Genomic DNA, 17,408 nt, shown 5'->3' on the forward strand with positions numbered 1-17,408 from the left:
GCTTCGTAACGGTGTCAGTTCTGCGCCGTACCCGCGGTCTGCGCCTCTAGCCACAACCGGGCCTGATCCACCATCGTTACATAAGGTTCCAGGATTGGGTCTGCCTGTGGGACGGCCTCACTGATCTGTTGTGCGTTTCCATAGATCAATATCAGGACAACCCCGATAATCACGATCAAAGAAAACCCACGCATGAACCCACCTGATTTGCGCGGGGCAGTGTCCTCTGCCGCGGTTACGTCGCTGCGCAGGCTGGAATTGATCGCTTCGACATCCGGCAACGCTTCCTTCTGACCCGCATCTTCTGCGGTTTCTGTTGCCGTCAACTCTTTATCAGCGCGTTCCGGGGCGGGTTCGGGTGGGGTATCCAGCGCCAGATCGGGTTGAGTCTCAAGGCTACTGCTTTCCTGAGCGCGCAGATCAGCCTCTCGGGCGGCTTCTTCCTGAAGGATGCTGGCAACCGCCGGATCGACGCTACCGGTCGCGGCAGGCTCTTCGGGTTCGGGCACAACCTCGGGCTCTGGTGCAGCCGTGGGTTCGGGCGTGGGCTCAGGTTCTGGCGCGGACCTGGGCTTGATGTCTACCTTCACTTCGGTGGTGGATGCAGCCGCCGGCTCGGCAGGTGTGGGGTCGGGTTCTGCTGCGGCGGGTGAGTCTTCAGCAACTGGTACGGTCGTCGCGGGCGCGGCTTCGCCTGAGTACTTGGGTTGAAACCAGGTGTTCTCGCAGTTTGAACACTGAACGTCGCGGCCTTCTTCCGGAATGACCTCGTCTGGCACCTCATATTGGGCGCTGCAATTCGGACACGTAAGACGCATGCTGCCTCCTGGTCGGGACTTCGACCTGATAATTGTTTTTTGAGCGATGATATTCAGTTAAGACCTGACCGCAAAGGGTGTTTTCCGTTTCGCAGCATAAATGTCACCAATTCGACCCGGTGCAGGCATTGAAACCACAACCGCGCTCGGGCAAGAAGGGCGGCAACTAAAACGGGGGCCCTTGTGATCGAGCTGGAAAATGTCAGCTACACCTATGGTGGTGGTGAATTGCTGAGCAATGTGTCCCTGCAGCTGCAACCGGGATCGTTTCACTTTTTGACCGGCCCATCGGGTGCAGGCAAGACCACACTGCTCAAGCTATGCTACGGTGCGCTACTGCCCACGTCCGGGCAGCTGAGTGCTTTCGACCAGGACGTGGCTCGGCTGGATCGGGACCAGATGGCCTTGTTGCGTCGCCGGATCGGGGTTGTGTATCAGGACTGCCGGTTTCTTGATCACATGACCGTAGTGGAAAACGTGGCTCTGCCGTTGATGGTGTCAGGACAGGCTGAAACTGCGAAGCGAGAAGACCTGAGCGAATTGCTGTCATGGGTGGGGCTGGGCGCCCGGTTGGATGCCCACCCGCCGGAATTGTCGGGTGGTGAACGACAGCGCGCCGCTCTTGCCCGTGCGGTTATCCTATCACCCGATGTGGTTTTGGCCGATGAACCGACTGGTAACGTGGATTGGGAAATGTCCCAGCGCCTGCTGCGCCTGTTGGTCGAGTTGAACAGGATGGGCAAGACCGTGCTGATCGCCACTCATGACCTGAGCTTGATCCGTGCTGCCAAAAGTCAGGTGCAGGCCCGTGTGCTGAGAATTTCACAGCGTCAGGTCCAGCTTGCGGGGGCAGATCTATGAGCAAGGGGATGATCCGCAACCTGTTACGACGGGATGCCCGCGCTGATCGGGTCGTACCGCCCACTGGCTATACCGCCCATCTGACCCTGTTCGTGTCCGGCGCGATGGGCTTTCTGGCGGTTTTCGCGTTGGCCCTATCTTTGGCTTCGGGACGGCTGGCTGATCGCTGGGCGACGGAACTGGCGGGGACCGCTACTTTGCGCGTTAACGCTCCTGCCGACCAGTTGGCAGCCCAAACCGAAGCCGCTTTGACTGTTCTGAGCCAAACCCCCGGCGTCGCCTCGGCCCGCGCGTTGACGACCGAGGAGCAGGCCGCGCTGCTGTCCCCGTGGTTCGGCCCTGATCTGCCGCTGGACTCGCTGCCCATACCACAGCTGATCGAGATCATCGAAGGCGAGCCCGGGCTGGACGCCACCGGCCTGCGCCTGCGCCTTGGGGCCGAAGTGCCGGGTGCCGTACTGGACGACCACACCCGTTGGCGCGAGCCGCTGGTGGATGCAGCCATGTCGTTGCGTCGGTTGGGTTGGGTTTCGATCCTGCTGATTGGTGGAGCGACTGCGGCCATGATCACACTCGCTGCCAACGCGTCGCTGGCGGCCAACGCCCAAATCATTGAGGTGCTTCGTCTGGTAGGTGCCCGCGACAGCTTTATTGCCAGGGCCTTTGTGCGACGCTTTACCTATCGCGCCTTTTTTGGTGCTGTGGTCGGCGTTTTGCTGGGCATGACGGGCGTGCTGCTGTTGCCTGAAGCCTCAACCGAGGGCGGTTTTCTGACAGGTCTTGGGTTTCAAGGGATAGGTTGGATATTACCTGTGTTAATCCCTCTGCTTGGCGCAACCGTTGCTTTTTTGGCCACCTGGACCGCCGCCAGTCGTAAATTGAAGGAGCTTTCGTGATGTCCACAGCGTTTCAATGGGTCCGTTCGCTGATTTTCATGATCGTGATTTACGCTTGGATGCTGGTCCTGGGCATCGTGTTTGCCCCTTATGCATTGTTCGCCAAAAGTGGCGCGCTGCGGGCCTGCAAGACCTATGCCCGCACAACCATGTGGCTGGCCCGCTGGATGGTGGGCATTCGCACCGAGGTCCGTGGAGCCGTGCCCACGGGTGAGGTTGTGGTTGGAGCCAAGCACCAATCCTTTCTCGATATCATCATAATTTTCGATGCGGTGCCCCACGGCAAGTTCATCATGAAGAGAGAACTGCTCTGGACGCCGATCATCGGCATGTATGCGCGGCGACTTGGCTGTATCCCGGTCGATCGTGGTAAAAAGGGCGCTGCGGTAGCCAAGATGGTCAAGGACGTCTCGAAGGAATTCACCGAACCCGGTCAGCTGGTTATCTACCCGCAGGGCACCCGTGTCGCGCCGGGGGTGCACATTCCCTACAAGGTGGGCACAGCGGTTTTGTATGAAGGGCTTGGGTTCCCCTGCATTCCGGTGGCGACCAATGCCGGCGTCTTCTGGCCGCGCACAGGCGTTCTGCGCAAACCCGGTCTGGCGATTGTCGATTTTCTCGATCCGATCGAACCGGGAGTCGGGCGCAGGGATTTCCTGCGGCGGCTGGAAGACGTGATCGAAACGCGGTCTGATGCATTGATGAAAGAAGTGGGGTTTGACCCGGATGGAGTTCATTGAAGATATCGAAACGCTCGAAGGGCTGTATGGCACGCCCGCAGCGCCCTCGCTGCGCAAGGTGGCTCATAGCCTGACACCGCTGTACCGCAAATGGATCATGGCTTCGCGGCTTTGCATTCTGAGTACGGTCGGCCCCGAAGGGACCGATGGCAGCCCGCGCGGCGACGATGGCCCGGTCGTTCTCGAGCTTGATCCTAACACGCTGGCCTTGCCGGACTGGCGTGGCAACAACCGGTTGGATTCCCTGCGTAATATCGTGCGTGATCCGCGTGTGGCGCTGATGTTTCTGGTGCCGGGTTCCAACAACGTTGTCCGCGTAAACGGACAGGCGCGACTAACGGCAGATTCTGCCCTGCGTGCCCGGTTCGAAAAGAACGGAAAACAACCCGCAACTGTTGCCGTCATCGAAATTTCTGAGATCTACACGCAATGCGCCCGCGCGATGATGCGGGCGCGGACGTGGAGCGTGGGCGATGAAAGCGCCGACCTGCCCACTATTGGCGAGATTTTGGCGGAAGTTAGCGAGGGAGATGAAGGTGGCGCGCGCTACGACTCTGAATGGGGTGCACGCGCCGCAAGAACGATGTGGTGAACACGACCACTAGATCGCTGCCGCGCCAATTTTTGCAACTTTAGAATTCCAGCGCTCAACACTGCCGGGCTTTGGATAGCTGGCACCTGCGAAATAGGTGAAACGGGTTGGCTTGAATCCGACAAAGCCCAGAATCTGGTCGCGGACCTGTCGAATAAGTGCCTGCCGATATATCAGCCGCATGAACCAACCCGGCGTGTCAGAGGTAAGGATGACACGTGCCGTACGTCCGGTCAGCATTGGGGCGGGGAATCCAATCTTGGTCGTGTTCCGTGTGTCGAACGTTCGACCCGGAATGAATACCCGGTCAATCAAACCTTTCAGCTTTGCCGGAAGTCCGCCCCACCACATCGGTGTTGTCAGTACAAGGTGCTCGCTCCATTCGATATCTTGAAGCACCTGTTCCAGTACGGGTTCCAACGGTTTGAAGTCGTGGTAATTGCCCTGACCGAAGTCGTGATCGAATTGCAAATCGCTCAGGTGAACCATCCGGACATCGTGTCCACGCTCTTGGGCGGCGTCTTTGTAAGTTTGAGCAAAAGTTCGGGACAAGCTGCTTTCTGCAGGGTGTCCGTCAAGGATGAGGATTTTCTTGCGCTGCATCGAGATTCTCCAAAAATGACTGCGGTCATTTTATAGAGTTAAAAAGTGACCGCGGTCAATAAAAATTTGACCACGGTCAAAACCTGTGCAATCTGGGCTAATGCAAAAGACAGTTCAAAAACGCACGCTAAAGACGCGAGCTCGCCTGATCACAGCCTCTGAAGAAGTCGCAAAAGAATGTGGTTACGAAGCTTTAAGGGTAGAGCAAGTTGTTCAGGCCGCTGGTGTAGCGAAAGGTACTTTCTTCGCGCATTTTCGCGACAAAGATGCGTTGATGGAAATCCTGATGGCGGAAAAGCTGAATGCTTGTTTGGATCAGGCCGAAGCAGGAAGCTCCCCGAAAACAGTAGCAGAGATCATCCATGCGCTGGAACCGGTTCACAGTTTCATGACATCCGAACGATACGTGTTTGACTTGCTGATCAGGTATTCAGGTGCGACGGCCATCTCAGAAATAGGACCGGTCGCCTATTGTTTTGAGCGGTATTTTCGCGTTGTGATGTTGTGGCTCGATGATGCGCACGTCCGCAAGGATGTCTCAACGGACCTTTTGGCCGAAGGCGTGCAGGCCTTTGCGATCCAAGCTATGTCACTGAAGTTCTGCGCGCTGCATTCCGCACAGACATTCACGGATAGGCTGGAAGTGTATCTGGATGCTTGGTTGACCCCGGTCGCATGATCCCAACCGGGGTCGGTTTCTTTAACTGTGGATCGGACCGTCGCCACAGGCCAGCGCGGCCTCGCGCACCGCTTCGGAATATGTCGGGTGGGCGTGGCAGGTCAGGGCTAGATCCTCGGCTGAGGCACCGAATTCCATCGCGACGCAGACCTCGTGGATCAGGTCACCCGCTGCCGGGCCAATAATGTGGCAGCCCAGAATGCGGTCGGTTTCCTTGTCGGCCAGAATCTTGACGAACCCGTCGGCAGCAAAGTTCGCCTTGGCGCGGCCATTGCCCATGAACATGAACTTGCCGACCTTGTAAGCGCGATCTGCGGCCTTGAGCGTTTCTTCGGTCTCGCCGACATTCGCCACTTCGGGCCATGTATAGATCACGCCCGGGATGACGCCATAGTTTACGTGGCCATGCTTGCCCGCGACCTGCTCGGCGGCGGCCATGCCTTCATCCTCGGCCTTGTGGGCCAGCATCGGGCCTTCGGTGACGTCACCGATGGCATAGATGCCCGGCACGTTGGTCTGCCAGTCGGCGCCAACTTTGATCTGACCGCGCGGGGTCATTTCAACGCCCAGAGCCTCAAGCCCCAGCCCGTCTGAGAATGGCTTACGGCCGGTGGCAACCAGAACGGTGTCGGCGTCGATAACGTGTTCACTGTCATCCTTGCGCAGCTTGTAGGTGACCTTGGCCTTGGTCTTGGTGGCTTCGGTCTTTTGAACCGCCGCACCCATGACGAACTTCAGGCCCTGCTTTTTCAGGATACGCTGGAAGGTCTTCTGCACCTCGGGGTCCATGCCCGGAGTAATCACGTCGAGGAATTCGATGACGGTGACCTCGGCCCCCAGACGTTGATAGACCGAGCCCAGTTCCAGACCGATCACACCCGCACCGATGACAACCATCTTTTTCGGAATCTTGCCCAGTGACAGCGCACCGGTCGAGGTTACGACGACCTTTTCATCGACCTCAACACCCGGCAACGACGCTGGCTCGGACCCCGATGCGATGATGATGTTTTTGGCAGAGTGAATCTCATCGCCCACCTTCACCTGACCGGCAGCCGGGATCGAGCCCCAACCCTTGAGCCAGTCGATCTTGTTCTTCTTGAACAGGAACTCGATGCCCTTGGTGTTGCCCTCGATGGTTTCTTCCTTGTAGGCCTGCATCTGTTTCCAATCGACCGAGGGGCTTTTGCCCTTCAGGCCCATCTTGGCAAAGTTATGCTCGGCCTCATGCAGTTGATGGCTGGCGTGCAACAGAGCCTTGGACGGGATGCAGCCTACGTTCAGACAGGTGCCGCCCAGGGTTTCACGCCCTTCGACAACAGCGGTTTTCAGGCCCAGCTGGGCGCAGCGGATGGCGCAGACATAGCCGCCGGGGCCGGCGCCGATTACGATGACGTCATAGTTTGCCATTATACTCTCCTAAGTCGACCGGATTGACCGGTGGCTGCATGATCCGGTGTGACCGGAACATGCGGTGCGTTCTTCAAACCGGTTCCAGCAGCTTGATCGTGATATGCGCAATGCCGCCGCGTTCGTGGTGCATCGCCAGCTCTTCGGATCCGAAAAAGGCCCGCGCCTTGTCCAGGTTCGTGACCTCGAACATGGCGATGGCGTGATCTGCCTGATCCGGGTCACGCCAGACATGCAGGTCGCGGATGCCCGCAGCCTTGCGCATCGGCTTGTCCTCGCGGAATACTTTCAGCCAGGCGTCGAAATCGGCCACATCGGCCTGCCACAATACATGCGTTGCCATCATTACAGATCCATCAGCAGTCGGCGCGGATCTTCCAGCGCCTCTTTCACACGAACAAGGAAAGTCACCGCACCCTTGCCGTCAACGATCCGGTGGTCATAGGACAGCGCCAGATACATCATCGGACGGATCACGACCTGACCGTTGATCGCCATAGGGCGGTCCTGGATCTTGTGCATGCCCAGAATACCCGACTGCGGGGGGTTCAGGATCGGCGACGACATCAGCGAGCCATAAACACCACCGTTCGAGATGGTGAAGGTGCCGCCCTGCATTTCGGCCATCGAAAGTTTGCCGTCACGGGCGCGCTTGCCTTTTTCGGCGATGGCTTTCTCGATCGCTGCGAAGGACATGCTGTCGGCATCGCGGATGACCGGAACCACCAGACCAGTGGGCGTACCGGCAGCAACGCCCATGTGGACGAAGTTCTTGTAGACGATGTCGGTGCCGTCGATCTCGGCGTTCACCTCGGGCACTTCTTTCAGCGCGTGGCAGCAGGCCTTGGTGAAGAAGGACATAAAGCCCAGACGCACGCCGTGCTTCTTCTCGAACTGCTCTTTGTACTGGTTGCGCAGGGCCATCACTTCGGTCATGTCCACCTCGTTATAGGTGGTCAGCATGGCGGCGGTGTTCTGGCTGTCTTTCAAGCGCTTGGCGATGGTCTGGCGCAGGCGGGTCATCTTGACTCGTTCCTCGCGTGCCGAATCCTCGGCGGCCACAGGCGCGCGCGGTGCAGGCGCAGGGGCCGCAGCCGGAGCCGCAGCGGTTGCCACCGCACGGGCCACGTCCTCTTTCATGATGCGGCCATCGCGACCGGTGCCGGTGACCTGGCCAGCGGACAGACCAGCCTCGGCCATCGCTTTTTCGGCCGACGGCGCATTGGCCACGTCTTTGCCTGCGGTGGCGGCTGCCGGAGCGGCGGCTGCGGCCGGAGCAGCGGCAGGGGCGGCAACGGCGCCTGCTCCCGAGATCACCGCCAACTTGGCCGAGGCATTCACCGTGGCCCCTTCCGGAGCTACGATTTCTGCCAGAACGCCAGCGGCCGGGGCAGGAACCTCGACGGACACTTTGTCGGTTTCAAGCTCGCACAGCATTTCATCCTGTGCGACGGCATCGCCTACCTGTTTGAACCAGGTGGATACGGTGGCTTCGGTAACCGACTCGCCCAGGGTGGGCACCATCACATCAACGCTGCCTGCGCCTGCGGCCGGGGCGGCCTCGGATGCGGGGGCAGCAGTTGGCGCGGGGGCCGGGGTTGCACCTTCGCCTGCGGCAATGGTCGCCAGCAGGGCATCAACGCCAACGGTTTCACCTTCTGCGGCCACGATTTCACCCATCACGCCTGCTGCCGGCGCGGGGACTTCGACGGTTACCTTGTCAGTTTCAAGCTCACAGAGCATCTCATCCACGGCCACGGCATCACCGGGTTTCTTGAACCAGGTCGCAACGGTGGCTTCGGTGACGGATTCGCCAAGCGTGGGAACACGAACTTCAATGGTCATCGTTTACTTTCCTTCGATGCTCAGCGCTTCGTTCACGAGCGCTTCTTGTTGGGCTTTGTGTTGGCTGGCCAGACCCGTCGCAGGCGAAGCCGAGGTGGCGCGACCGACATAACGGGGCCGTGTGTGCTTGGCCTTGATGCGGGTCAGGACCCATTCGATATTGGGTTCGATAAAGGTCCAGGCACCCTGGTTCTTGGGCTCTTCCTGACACCAGATGATCTCGGCACCCTTGAAGCGCTCAAGCTCAGCGATCAGCGAATGCGCCGGGAACGGGTAGTATTGCTCGATCCGCATCAGGTAGACATCGTCGATGCCACGCGCGTCACGCTCTTCCAACAGGTCGTAGTAGACCTTGCCGGAACACATCACGACACGCTTGATCTTGTCGTCCTTGACCAGCTTGGTCTCGGAATTGCCCTGCTGCGCATCATCCCACAGCACCCGGTGGAAGCTGGAGCCGGTGGTGAACTCTTCGGCCTTGCTGACGGCCAGCTTGTGGCGCAGCAGCGACTTCGGCGTCACTAGGATCAGCGGCTTGCGGAAGGTGCGGTGCAACTGACGGCGCAGGATGTGGAAGTAGTTCGCAGGCGTAGTGCAGTTCGCCACGATCCAGTTGTCCTGACCGCACATTTGCAGGAAGCGTTCCAGACGCGCCGAGCTGTGTTCCGGACCTTGGCCTTCGAACCCGTGCGGCAGCAGACAGACCAGACCGGACATCCGCAGCCATTTGCTTTCGCCCGAACTGATAAACTGGTCGAACATGATCTGCGCGCCGTTGGCGAAGTCACCGAACTGGGCCTCCCACAGGGTCAGCGCGTTGGGTTCGGCCAGCGAATAGCCGTATTCGAAACCCAGCACCGCGTATTCCGACAGCATCGAGTCGATCACTTCGTATTTCGACTGACCGGCGCGGATGTTGTTCAGCGGATAGTACCGTTCTTCGCTTTCCTGGTGGACAAAGCCCGAGTGACGCTGGCTGAACGTGCCGCGTGTCGCGTCCTGACCGGACAGGCGAACCGGGAAACCTTCAGTCAGCAGCGATCCAAAGGCCAGTGCTTCACCGGTGGCCCAGTCAAAGCCCTTGCCGCTGTCGAACATCTGTTTCTTGTGGTCCAGAAGACGGCCCACGGTCTTGTGCAGGGCAATATCCTCAGGCGCGTGGGTCAGCGCATTGCCGATCTCGGCCATGGTTTCCGGCGCGATCGCGGTTTCGCCGCGCACGTATTCTTCTTTGTTCTTGTCCAGATGAGACCAGCGCCCGTCCAGCCAGTCGGCCTTGTTGGGCTTATAGTCCTTGCCGGCGTCGAACTCATCGTTCAGATGCGCCTGGAAGGCGGCTTTCATGTCCTCGATCTCACCCTCGGGGATCAGACCATCCTTGACCAGTCGTTCGGTGTACAACGACAGGGTGGTCTTATGCGTCTTGATTTTCTTGTACATGATCGGGTTGGTGAACATGGGCTCGTCGCCCTCGTTGTGACCAAACCGGCGGTAGCAGAAGATGTCGATGACCACGTCCTTGTGGAACTTCTGGCGGAACTCGGTTGCGACCTTGGCGGCATGCACTACGGCCTCGGGGTCGTCACCGTTCACGTGGAAGATCGGCGCCTCAACCATCAGCGCGATATCCGTCGGATACGGGCTGGAGCGCGAGAAGTGTGGTGCGGTGGTGAAACCGATCTGGTTGTTGACCACGATATGCATGGTGCCGCCGGTCTTGTGCCCGCGCAGACCCGATAGTCCAAAACCTTCGGCCACAACACCTTGACCGGCAAAGGCCGCGTCACCGTGCAACAGGATGCCCATCACGGCCGTGCGGTCAGTGTCTTTCAACTGATCCTGCTTGGCGCGAACCTTGCCCAGCACAACGGGGTTCACCGCCTCGAGGTGCGAGGGGTTCGCGGTCAGCGACAAGTGCACGCTGTTGCCATCGAACTCCCGGTCGCTGGACGCGCCGAGGTGGTATTTCACGTCGCCCGAGCCATCCACGTCTTCGGGCTTGAAGCTGCCGCCCTGGAATTCGTTGAAGATTGCGCGATAGGGTTTGCTCATCACGTTGGCGAGGATGTTCAAACGACCGCGGTGCGGCATCCCGATGACGATGTCCTTGATCCCCAAGGCGCCGCCGCGTTTGATGATCTGCTCCATCGCGGGGATCAGCGCCTCCCCGCCGTCCAGACCGAACCGCTTGGTGCCCATGTATTTGACGTGCAGGAATTTCTCGAAACCTTCGGCCTCGACCATCTTGTTCAGGATCGCCTTGCGGCCTTCCTTGGTGAACGCGATTTCCTTGCCATAGCCTTCGATCCGTTCCTTCAGCCAAGCGGCCTGTTCGGGATCAGAGATGTGCATGTATTGCAGCGCGAAAGTACCGCAATAGGTCCGTTTCACGATCTCGACGATCTGGCGCATCGAAGCCATCTGCAGGCCCAGCACGTTGTCGATAAAGATCGGCCGGTCCATGTCGGCTTCGGTAAAGCCGTAGGTCTTGGGGTCCAGCTCAGGATGTGTGCTGGCGGCGCGCATACCCAGCGGGTCCAGATTGGCGGCCAGATGGCCCCGGATCCGATAGGCCCGGATCAGCATCAGCGCCCGCAGACTGTCCAGCACCGCGCGTTTGATCTGGTCGTCGCTGACCTGAACGCCCTTGTCCGCCGCCTTGTCCTTGATCTTCTTGCCCGCGGCCTTTGCGTCGATCTCGGCCCATTCGCCGGTCAGCGCGCCGGTCAGATCATCCGCAGGCATTGGCGGCCAGTCGGTGCGCGCCCAAGACGGCCCCTCGGCCTCTTTCTGAACGTCCGGCGTGGCGTCGCCCATGGCCTTGAAGAACTCGGCCCAAGCGGCATCGACCGCCCCGGGGTTCTTGGTGTACTGGGCATAAAGCTGCTCCAGATACTCGGCATTGTGCCCCTGCATAAAGCTTGAGGCGTGGAACGCGGAATTGGGCGTATGTTCGGTCATTGGGCTACCTCATATGGGTTGGGACCGTATTGGTTGGTGCCTGGTTGAGACGGGCGGGTCAGCCACCACAGAACCAGGAGGGGCGACACAAACAGGATCAGCAGTGTCGGAAGGACGACCAGCAAAGTGGCGCGGGTGAACAGGATATCCAGATTGCCGCCATGCTGGAAACTGGAGGCAAGGCCGATGCCAAAGACCAGAACGGCCCCGGCACCTAGGATCAGCAGGATCGGCAGCAAGGCATACAGCCCGCTGCGCCCGGTATCATGCATCCGCCGCCACGCGACAGCCAGATGCGGAAAGAACACAATCAGGCTGACGATGCTTTGCACCGGCTGCGAGGACGTGGCGGTGACAGATTTCACCTCATCGCTCTGGCTGACCGAGACCTGAGTGAAGAACTGCCAGTCGATGATCCCGGCGATAATGCTCCAGATCACGATGAACAGGAAAAAGAACCAATATTCGGGTCGCGAGGCACGGCCCGAAAAGGTGAAGAACTTGGAGAAACAGGTTCGGATGGCGTCGGAGAAGGTCATCGGCTCACCGACCATCTGGCTATGAATTCAGTGCCGCCAAATATCGAGCCAGCATTGAGGCTCGGGCCAGCTACGACCAATATCCCCAAATCCGGTTCGTTTTCATTCGGGCCATACGTAATTTTCATGGATAAATTCCGGCCTTCACCGATCATTTTTTCAAACGAGATTGAGTTGTCTTGAGTGAACCCGAGACGTTGTGGCCAGTCGACCATGCCACCGACATAGGTAAAGCTACAGGCCCGTTTCGGTTTCTCTTGAGTCTCTACATAGTAATTCGGGTTTCCGGGGTGGATTAGAACACTCGTGAATGAGATTTTTCTCAAATTGTTGAGTGTTGACAAAGTTCTGTTTTTTTCAGCTGGAAAGTTTGCGGGATCAGGGACGTAGGTTGAGCCAGCCGCACGTTCTAGTCTTCTTCTATAGCTCATGTGTCCCGCAACGGTGTCCAAGTCTGTACCGTCAGCCACGGCAAATCCATGGTCAAGCAAACTATCGGCAATTGGCTCGTCTGATTGAACAAGGATTCGGCATAGCTCGGCCAATTCGACACCAAACGCGTCTTCATTGGCAGCTTGAACTTGGCTTTGCATGGTGAGCGCAGACAACGTTATGACTGCCACGCATACCCACTTCACCGTCATGAGCTGAGGCCAATTACTGTCAAAGGGCAGGCGCTTTCCGCCCGCCCTTGAATCGAGCAATGCCCTCAAAGCATATGCCCAGTACTTGGTCACTTACCCAATCGCTTCCAGCACAGCCTCACCCAGCTGCGCCGGGCTTTCGGCCACGACGATACCGGCCGAGCGCATGGCTTCGATCTTGTCTTCGGCACCGCCTTTACCGCCAGCAACAATCGCGCCAGCATGGCCCATGCGGCGGCCCGGAGGGGCTGTGCGGCCTGCGATGAAACCGGCAGTGGGTTTCCTGCGGCCTTTCTTGGCCTCATCCGCCAGGAACTGTGCGGCTTCTTCCTCGGCCGAGCCGCCGATCTCACCGATCATGATGATCGACTCGGTTTCGTCATCGGCCAGGAACCATTCCAGCACGTCGATATGCTCGGTGCCTTTGATCGGGTCACCGCCGATGCCCACGCAGGTGGACTGGCCCAGACCCACATCGGTGGTCTGCTTGACGGCCTCATAGGTCAGGGTGCCCGAACGCGACACAACGCCGACCGAGCCACGCTTGTGGATGTGGCCGGGCATGATGCCGATCTTGCAGGCGTCGGGTGTGATGACACCGGGGCAGTTCGGGCCAACAAGGCGCGATTTGCTGCCTTCCAGCGCGCGCTTCACCTTCATCATGTCCAGAACCGGGATGCCTTCGGTGATGCAGACGATCACTTCCATCTCGGCATCAATCGCTTCGAGGATCGAGTCAGCCGCAAACGGCGGCGGAACATAGATCACGCTGGCGTTGGCTTCGGTCACGTGCTTGGCTTCGTGGACCGAGTTGAACACGGGCAGGTCAAGATGTGTCATCCCACCTTTGCCGGGGGTCACGCCGCCGACCATCTTGGTGCCATAGGCAATGGCCTGTTCAGAGTGGAATGTGCCCTGCGAGCCGGTAAAGCCCTGACAGATCACTTTGGTATTTTCGTCGATGAGGACTGCCATTTGGCGTTCTCCTTTGTTAGGCGGGCCTCAGCCTGCCAGAATTCTTCGGAAAGGCGGGCCAAAAGCCCGCCCCACGGAATTGGGATTAGCCTTTGACGGCCTTCACGATCTTCTCGGCGCCGTCTTTCAGGTTGTCCGCCGCGATCACGTCCAGGCCAGAGGTGTTGATGATTTCTTTGCCTTTCTCGACGTTCGTGCCTTCCAGACGCACGACCAGCGGAACCTTCAGGCCGACCTCTTTCACCGCGGCGACAACGCCCTCGGCGATGACGTCACAGCGCATGATGCCGCCGAAGATGTTGACCAGAATGCCTTTGACGTTTTCGTCCGAGGTAATGATCTTGAACGCCTCAGTGACTTTCTCTTTGGTCGCACCGCCGCCCACGTCGAGGAAGTTGGCAGGCTCGGCACCATACAGCTTGATGATGTCCATGGTTGCCATTGCCAGACCGGCGCCGTTGACCATACAACCGATCTCACCATCCAGCGCGATGTAGTTCAGGTCGTACTTGGAGGCTTCCAGTTCCTTGGGGTCTTCCTCGGTCTCGTCGCGCAGTTCGGCGATGTCGGGGTGGCGGTAGATCGCGTTTCCGTCAAAGCCCAGCTTGGCGTCCAGCACCTTGAGGTCGCCGCCTTCGGCCACGATCAGCGGGTTGATTTCCAGCATCTCCATGTCCTTCTCAACGAAGGCTTGATACAGCTGACCCATCAGCTTGACGCACTGTTTAACCTGCGCGCCTTCCAGACCCAGCGAGAAGGCGATGCGGCGACCGTGATAGGGCTGATACCCGGTGACCGGATCAACCGAGAAGGACAGGATTTTCTCGGGCGTGGATTCGGCCACTTCTTCGATGTCCATGCCACCTTCGGTCGAGCATACGAACGAGATGCGGCTGGTCTGGCGGTCCACCAGCAGGGCCAGGTACAATTCGCGCTCGATGCCGGAACCGGCCTCGATATAGATACGGTTGACCTGCTTGCCTGCGGGGCCGGTCTGATGCGTGACCAGCGTGCGGCCCAGCATCTTTTTGGCTTCTTCGGCGGCTTCTTCCACCGACTTGGTCAGACGCACGCCGCCTTTTTCACCGGCGTCGGCTTCTTTGAAGCTGCCTTTGCCGCGTCCACCTGCGTGGATCTGCGCTTTGACAACCCACAGGGGGCCGTCCAGTGCACCGGCTGCGGTTTTGGCTTCCTCGGCGCGCAGAACCGCGCGACCTTCGGAGACCGGGGCGCCATAGCTGCGAAGAATAGCTTTGGCCTGATATTCGTGAATGTTCATCGAAATTGTCCCGTCTGACTACGATTAAACTGTTATAGAGGTGTCTATGGGGCATTTATAAAGGGTTTTTTGACGTCGGTGCGGATTTTCGTGTAGTTTTTTTGTATTTGTGATCACAGGTTTTTGGGGTGTGATCACAAACTGACTTTGGTGCTGTTGTTGATTCGATGTCAAAGATAGAGAGAGCCAAAAACGTATTCAAAAAAAGCCGTTTGCGACGTTTGCGCCAACATACTCGACCTAAGGTCAACTTTGCCCGGCCGGCGGGTCCATAAAAAAACCGGCCCGTTGCAGGGGCCGGTTTCAGCATTCAGGATTACGGCTTTAGGCCAGCGAGCTGTCGATGCCTTTGCACGCTTCGATCAGACCCTTCACGGCGTTGACCGAGTTGTCGAAACCGGCCTGCTCTTCTTCGTTCAGCTTGATGTCGACGACACGCTCGATGCCGCCAGCGCCGATCACCGTGGGCACGCCGACATACATGCCTTCAACACCCAGTTCGCCGTCACAGTATGCGGCGCAGGGCAGAACGCGTTTCTGGTCTTTCAGGTAGGCTTCCGCCATTTCGATCGCTGATGTGGCCGGAGCATAGAAAGCCGAGCCAGTTTTCAGCAGGCCAACGATCTCGGCGCCGCCGTCACGAGTGCGCTGTACGATGGCGTCCAGTTTTTCCTGTGTGGTCCAGCCCATTTCTACCAGATCGGGCAGCGGGATACCGGCAACGGTCGAATAACGCACCGACGGAACCATGGTGTCGCCGTGGCCACCCAGAACAAATGCGGTCACGTCGCGCATCGAGACGTTGAACTCTTCCGACAGGAAATGCGCAAAACGGCCCGAGTCCAGAACGCCCGCCATGCCGCAGACCTTGTTGTGCGGCAGGCCCGAGAACTCGCGCAGAGCCCAGACCATTGCGTCCAGCGGGTTGGTGATGCAGATGACGAATGCGTTGGGTGCATTGGCGGCGATGCCTTCGCCGACCGATTTCATGACTTTCAGGTTGATGCCCAGCAGGTCATCGCGGCTCATGCCCGGCTTGCGCGGCACACCAGCAGTCACGATGCAGACGTCTGCGCCTGCGATGTCCTCGTAGGACTGCGTGCCCTTCAGCTTGGCGTCGAACCCTTCGGAAGGGCCGGATTCAGCGATGTCCAGCGCTTTGCCTTCCGGGGTACCTTCGGCGATGTCGAACAGGACGACGTCACCAAGTTCTTTCATTGCAGCGAGGTGGGCGAGCGTGCCGCCGATCTGACCTGCGCCGATCAGCGCGATCTTGGGTCTGGCCATTTGGAAAATCTCCGGTCGGTTTTGAAATCGCGGTTGTGCTAGTCGGTAAATGGCTTTCGCGCAAGGGTTATGCGGCGCGGCATGCAACCGCATACAGTTTGCACTATGTCTGGTGATTGCGCTAAACGGCCTGTTAGACAAGCCTATTCACGGGATGCCGCATGTTCGAATTGGACCTGATGTTTTTTGCTGTGGCGATCCCTGCGGTGATCTTTGCCGGTATCTCGAAGGGCGGGTTCGGCTCGGGCGTGGCCTTTGCGTCGTCATCGATTCTGGCGTTGATCCTCACGCCCGGACAGGCGTTGGCGCTGATGTTGCCGATCCTGATGGTGATTGATGTGGTCACTCTGGGGCCCTATTGGAAACGCTGGAGCTGGCCCGATTCACGTCTGCTGATCCTAGGGGCCGTCCCGGGTGTTGTGCTGGGCGCGTGGCTGTATCGCGTGACCGATGACGACCTGTTGCGGCTGCTGATCGGTGGGATCTCGGTAGGTTTCGTGATCTGGCATATGGCGCAGAGCAAGGGCCTGATCCGCGGTTTTGCCAATCGCCTGCCAGCCCCTGCCGGGCTGTTTGCGGGTCTGGTCGCGGGATTCACCAGTTTTGTCAGCCACGCAGGTGGCCCGCCCGCCGCCGTCTATCTGCTGTCTCAGCGCCTGTCGAAGACCGAGTTTCAGGCGTCCACCGTGCTGGTGTTCTGGGTCATCAACGGCGCGAAGTTCATCCCCTACGCCTATCTGGGCCTGTTCACCTGGCACACGGCGCTGGCGGATCTGCTGTTGGCCCCGTTTGCCATCCTTGGCGCGTGGCTGGGCGTCCGGGCGCATTTCATGCTGTCAGAGCGCCTGTTCTTTGGCATCGCCTATGTGCTGCTGACCCTAACCGGCAGCAAACTGATCTGGGACGCGCTGACCTAGACATTGGGTGGCAGTGCCTCAGCCATCTCTTCATAGGCTTGGCCCGTTGCGATCAGGCAGGTCATCCCGTCGGGAAGGGTCACCGCAATGGTCCAACTGCCGGTCTGGTCCGAGGCATAGACCTCCATCACCGCGCCCTGCCGGGCAATGCCAAGGCCGCGGCGCGTCTCGCCATAGGTTTCGACCAGACGTTTGACCACATCCTCGCGCGGGGCACAGGTGCGGGCCTGTACCTGTTGCGCGGCCAGAACCATGTTTCCAAGGCCCATCGTCATTTTGAAGAACGTCTTTTTCATCTCTCACCCCTTTCGATTCCATCTACAAACAGGGTGCGACCGGGGGAAAGAAATCTGGTTAAAACT

The 17,408-nt window shown here is 59.0% G+C and carries 18 protein-coding genes; 6 read left to right on the top strand and 12 right to left on the bottom strand.

Annotation, left to right across the window (positions count from 1 at the left end):
• Positions 1-14: 14 nt before the first annotated feature.
• On the bottom strand, positions 15-818 hold the full coding sequence (locus GOW98_RS14640) for a zinc-ribbon domain-containing protein (RefSeq protein ID WP_170333319.1): 804 nt from the start codon (positions 816-818) through the stop codon (positions 15-17).
• Between the two features lie 183 nt (positions 819-1,001).
• Here GOW98_RS14640 and GOW98_RS14645 point away from each other — a divergent pair, with 183 nt between their 5' ends.
• The 4 genes from GOW98_RS14645 to GOW98_RS14660 are packed head-to-tail and all read left to right on the top strand — an operon-like array spanning position 1,002 to position 3,907.
• Complete coding sequence (locus GOW98_RS14645; protein ID WP_170333321.1) at positions 1,002-1,679, top strand: cell division ATP-binding protein FtsE; 678 nt, start codon at positions 1,002-1,004, stop codon at positions 1,677-1,679.
• Entirely contained in the window at positions 1,676-2,575 is a 900-nt protein-coding gene (locus tag GOW98_RS14650) for a cell division protein FtsX (RefSeq protein ID WP_170333324.1), read from the top strand. The genes GOW98_RS14645 and GOW98_RS14650 overlap by 4 nt, the downstream gene beginning before the upstream one ends.
• Complete coding sequence (locus GOW98_RS14655) at positions 2,575-3,315, top strand: lysophospholipid acyltransferase family protein (RefSeq protein WP_170333327.1); 741 nt, start codon at positions 2,575-2,577, stop codon at positions 3,313-3,315. The genes GOW98_RS14650 and GOW98_RS14655 overlap by 1 nt, the downstream gene beginning before the upstream one ends.
• Positions 3,302-3,907: a pyridoxamine 5'-phosphate oxidase family protein gene (locus tag GOW98_RS14660; protein ID WP_170333330.1), complete on the top strand. Its 606-nt coding sequence runs from the start codon at positions 3,302-3,304 to the stop codon at positions 3,905-3,907. The genes GOW98_RS14655 and GOW98_RS14660 overlap by 14 nt, the downstream gene beginning before the upstream one ends.
• A 9-nt stretch (positions 3,908-3,916) precedes the next feature.
• Here GOW98_RS14660 and GOW98_RS14665 read toward each other — a convergent pair whose 3' ends face one another.
• On the bottom strand, positions 3,917-4,510 hold the full coding sequence (locus tag GOW98_RS14665) for an NAD(P)H-dependent oxidoreductase (RefSeq protein WP_170333333.1): 594 nt from the start codon (positions 4,508-4,510) through the stop codon (positions 3,917-3,919).
• A gap of 100 nt (positions 4,511-4,610) precedes the next feature.
• On the opposite strand from GOW98_RS14665, the gene GOW98_RS14670 reads away from it, so the two are divergent.
• Positions 4,611-5,189 (top strand): TetR/AcrR family transcriptional regulator, encoded by a 579-nt coding sequence (locus GOW98_RS14670; RefSeq protein WP_170333335.1) that lies wholly within the window; start codon positions 4,611-4,613, stop codon positions 5,187-5,189.
• A 21-nt stretch (positions 5,190-5,210) separates the two neighbouring features.
• Here GOW98_RS14670 and lpdA read toward each other — a convergent pair whose 3' ends face one another.
• From lpdA to mdh, 9 genes are all read right to left on the bottom strand, one after another.
• A complete protein-coding gene (gene lpdA / locus GOW98_RS14675; RefSeq protein ID WP_170333337.1) occupies positions 5,211-6,599 on the bottom strand; it encodes a dihydrolipoyl dehydrogenase in 1,389 nt (462 codons plus the stop codon).
• A 73-nt stretch (positions 6,600-6,672) separates the two neighbouring features.
• The gene (locus GOW98_RS14680; protein WP_170333339.1) at positions 6,673-6,942 is read right to left on the bottom strand and encodes a hypothetical protein; all 270 of its coding nucleotides are present in this window, start codon (positions 6,940-6,942) and stop codon (positions 6,673-6,675) included.
• 2 nt (positions 6,943-6,944) lie between these two features.
• Complete coding sequence (gene odhB, locus GOW98_RS14685) at positions 6,945-8,444, bottom strand: 2-oxoglutarate dehydrogenase complex dihydrolipoyllysine-residue succinyltransferase (RefSeq protein WP_170333341.1); 1,500 nt, start codon at positions 8,442-8,444, stop codon at positions 6,945-6,947.
• A 3-nt stretch (positions 8,445-8,447) separates the two neighbouring features.
• Positions 8,448-11,405: a 2-oxoglutarate dehydrogenase E1 component gene (locus GOW98_RS14690; protein WP_170333342.1), complete on the bottom strand. Its 2,958-nt coding sequence runs from the start codon at positions 11,403-11,405 to the stop codon at positions 8,448-8,450.
• The gene (locus GOW98_RS14695; protein WP_170333344.1) at positions 11,402-11,944 is read right to left on the bottom strand and encodes a DUF805 domain-containing protein; all 543 of its coding nucleotides are present in this window, start codon (positions 11,942-11,944) and stop codon (positions 11,402-11,404) included. Before GOW98_RS14695 ends, GOW98_RS14690 begins: the two co-directional genes overlap by 4 nt.
• Entirely contained in the window at positions 11,941-12,681 is a 741-nt protein-coding gene (locus GOW98_RS14700; protein ID WP_170333346.1) for a hypothetical protein, read from the bottom strand. The genes GOW98_RS14695 and GOW98_RS14700 overlap by 4 nt, the downstream gene beginning before the upstream one ends.
• Positions 12,682-13,563 (bottom strand): succinate--CoA ligase subunit alpha, encoded by an 882-nt coding sequence (sucD, locus tag GOW98_RS14705; RefSeq protein ID WP_170333348.1) that lies wholly within the window; start codon positions 13,561-13,563, stop codon positions 12,682-12,684.
• 85 nt (positions 13,564-13,648) lie between these two features.
• Positions 13,649-14,842, bottom strand: coding sequence for an ADP-forming succinate--CoA ligase subunit beta (sucC, locus tag GOW98_RS14710; protein WP_170333350.1), 1,194 nt, complete (start codon positions 14,840-14,842; stop codon positions 13,649-13,651).
• Positions 14,843-15,166: 324 nt separating this feature from the next.
• Positions 15,167-16,129, bottom strand: coding sequence for a malate dehydrogenase (mdh, locus tag GOW98_RS14715; protein ID WP_170333352.1), 963 nt, complete (start codon positions 16,127-16,129; stop codon positions 15,167-15,169).
• 161 nt (positions 16,130-16,290) lie between these two features.
• On the opposite strand from mdh, the gene GOW98_RS14720 reads away from it, so the two are divergent.
• Entirely contained in the window at positions 16,291-17,046 is a 756-nt protein-coding gene (locus tag GOW98_RS14720; RefSeq protein ID WP_170333355.1) for a sulfite exporter TauE/SafE family protein, read from the top strand.
• Here the strand turns inward: GOW98_RS14720 and GOW98_RS14725 are convergent.
• Positions 17,043-17,342, bottom strand: a complete 300-nt coding sequence (locus GOW98_RS14725; protein WP_170333357.1) for a hypothetical protein — start codon at positions 17,340-17,342, stop codon at positions 17,043-17,045. The genes GOW98_RS14720 and GOW98_RS14725 overlap by 4 nt on opposite strands.
• Positions 17,343-17,408 lie beyond the last annotated feature (66 nt).

Source organism: Ruegeria arenilitoris, from assembly GCF_013032445.1.
GTDB lineage: Bacteria > Pseudomonadota > Alphaproteobacteria > Rhodobacterales > Rhodobacteraceae > Ruegeria > Ruegeria arenilitoris_F.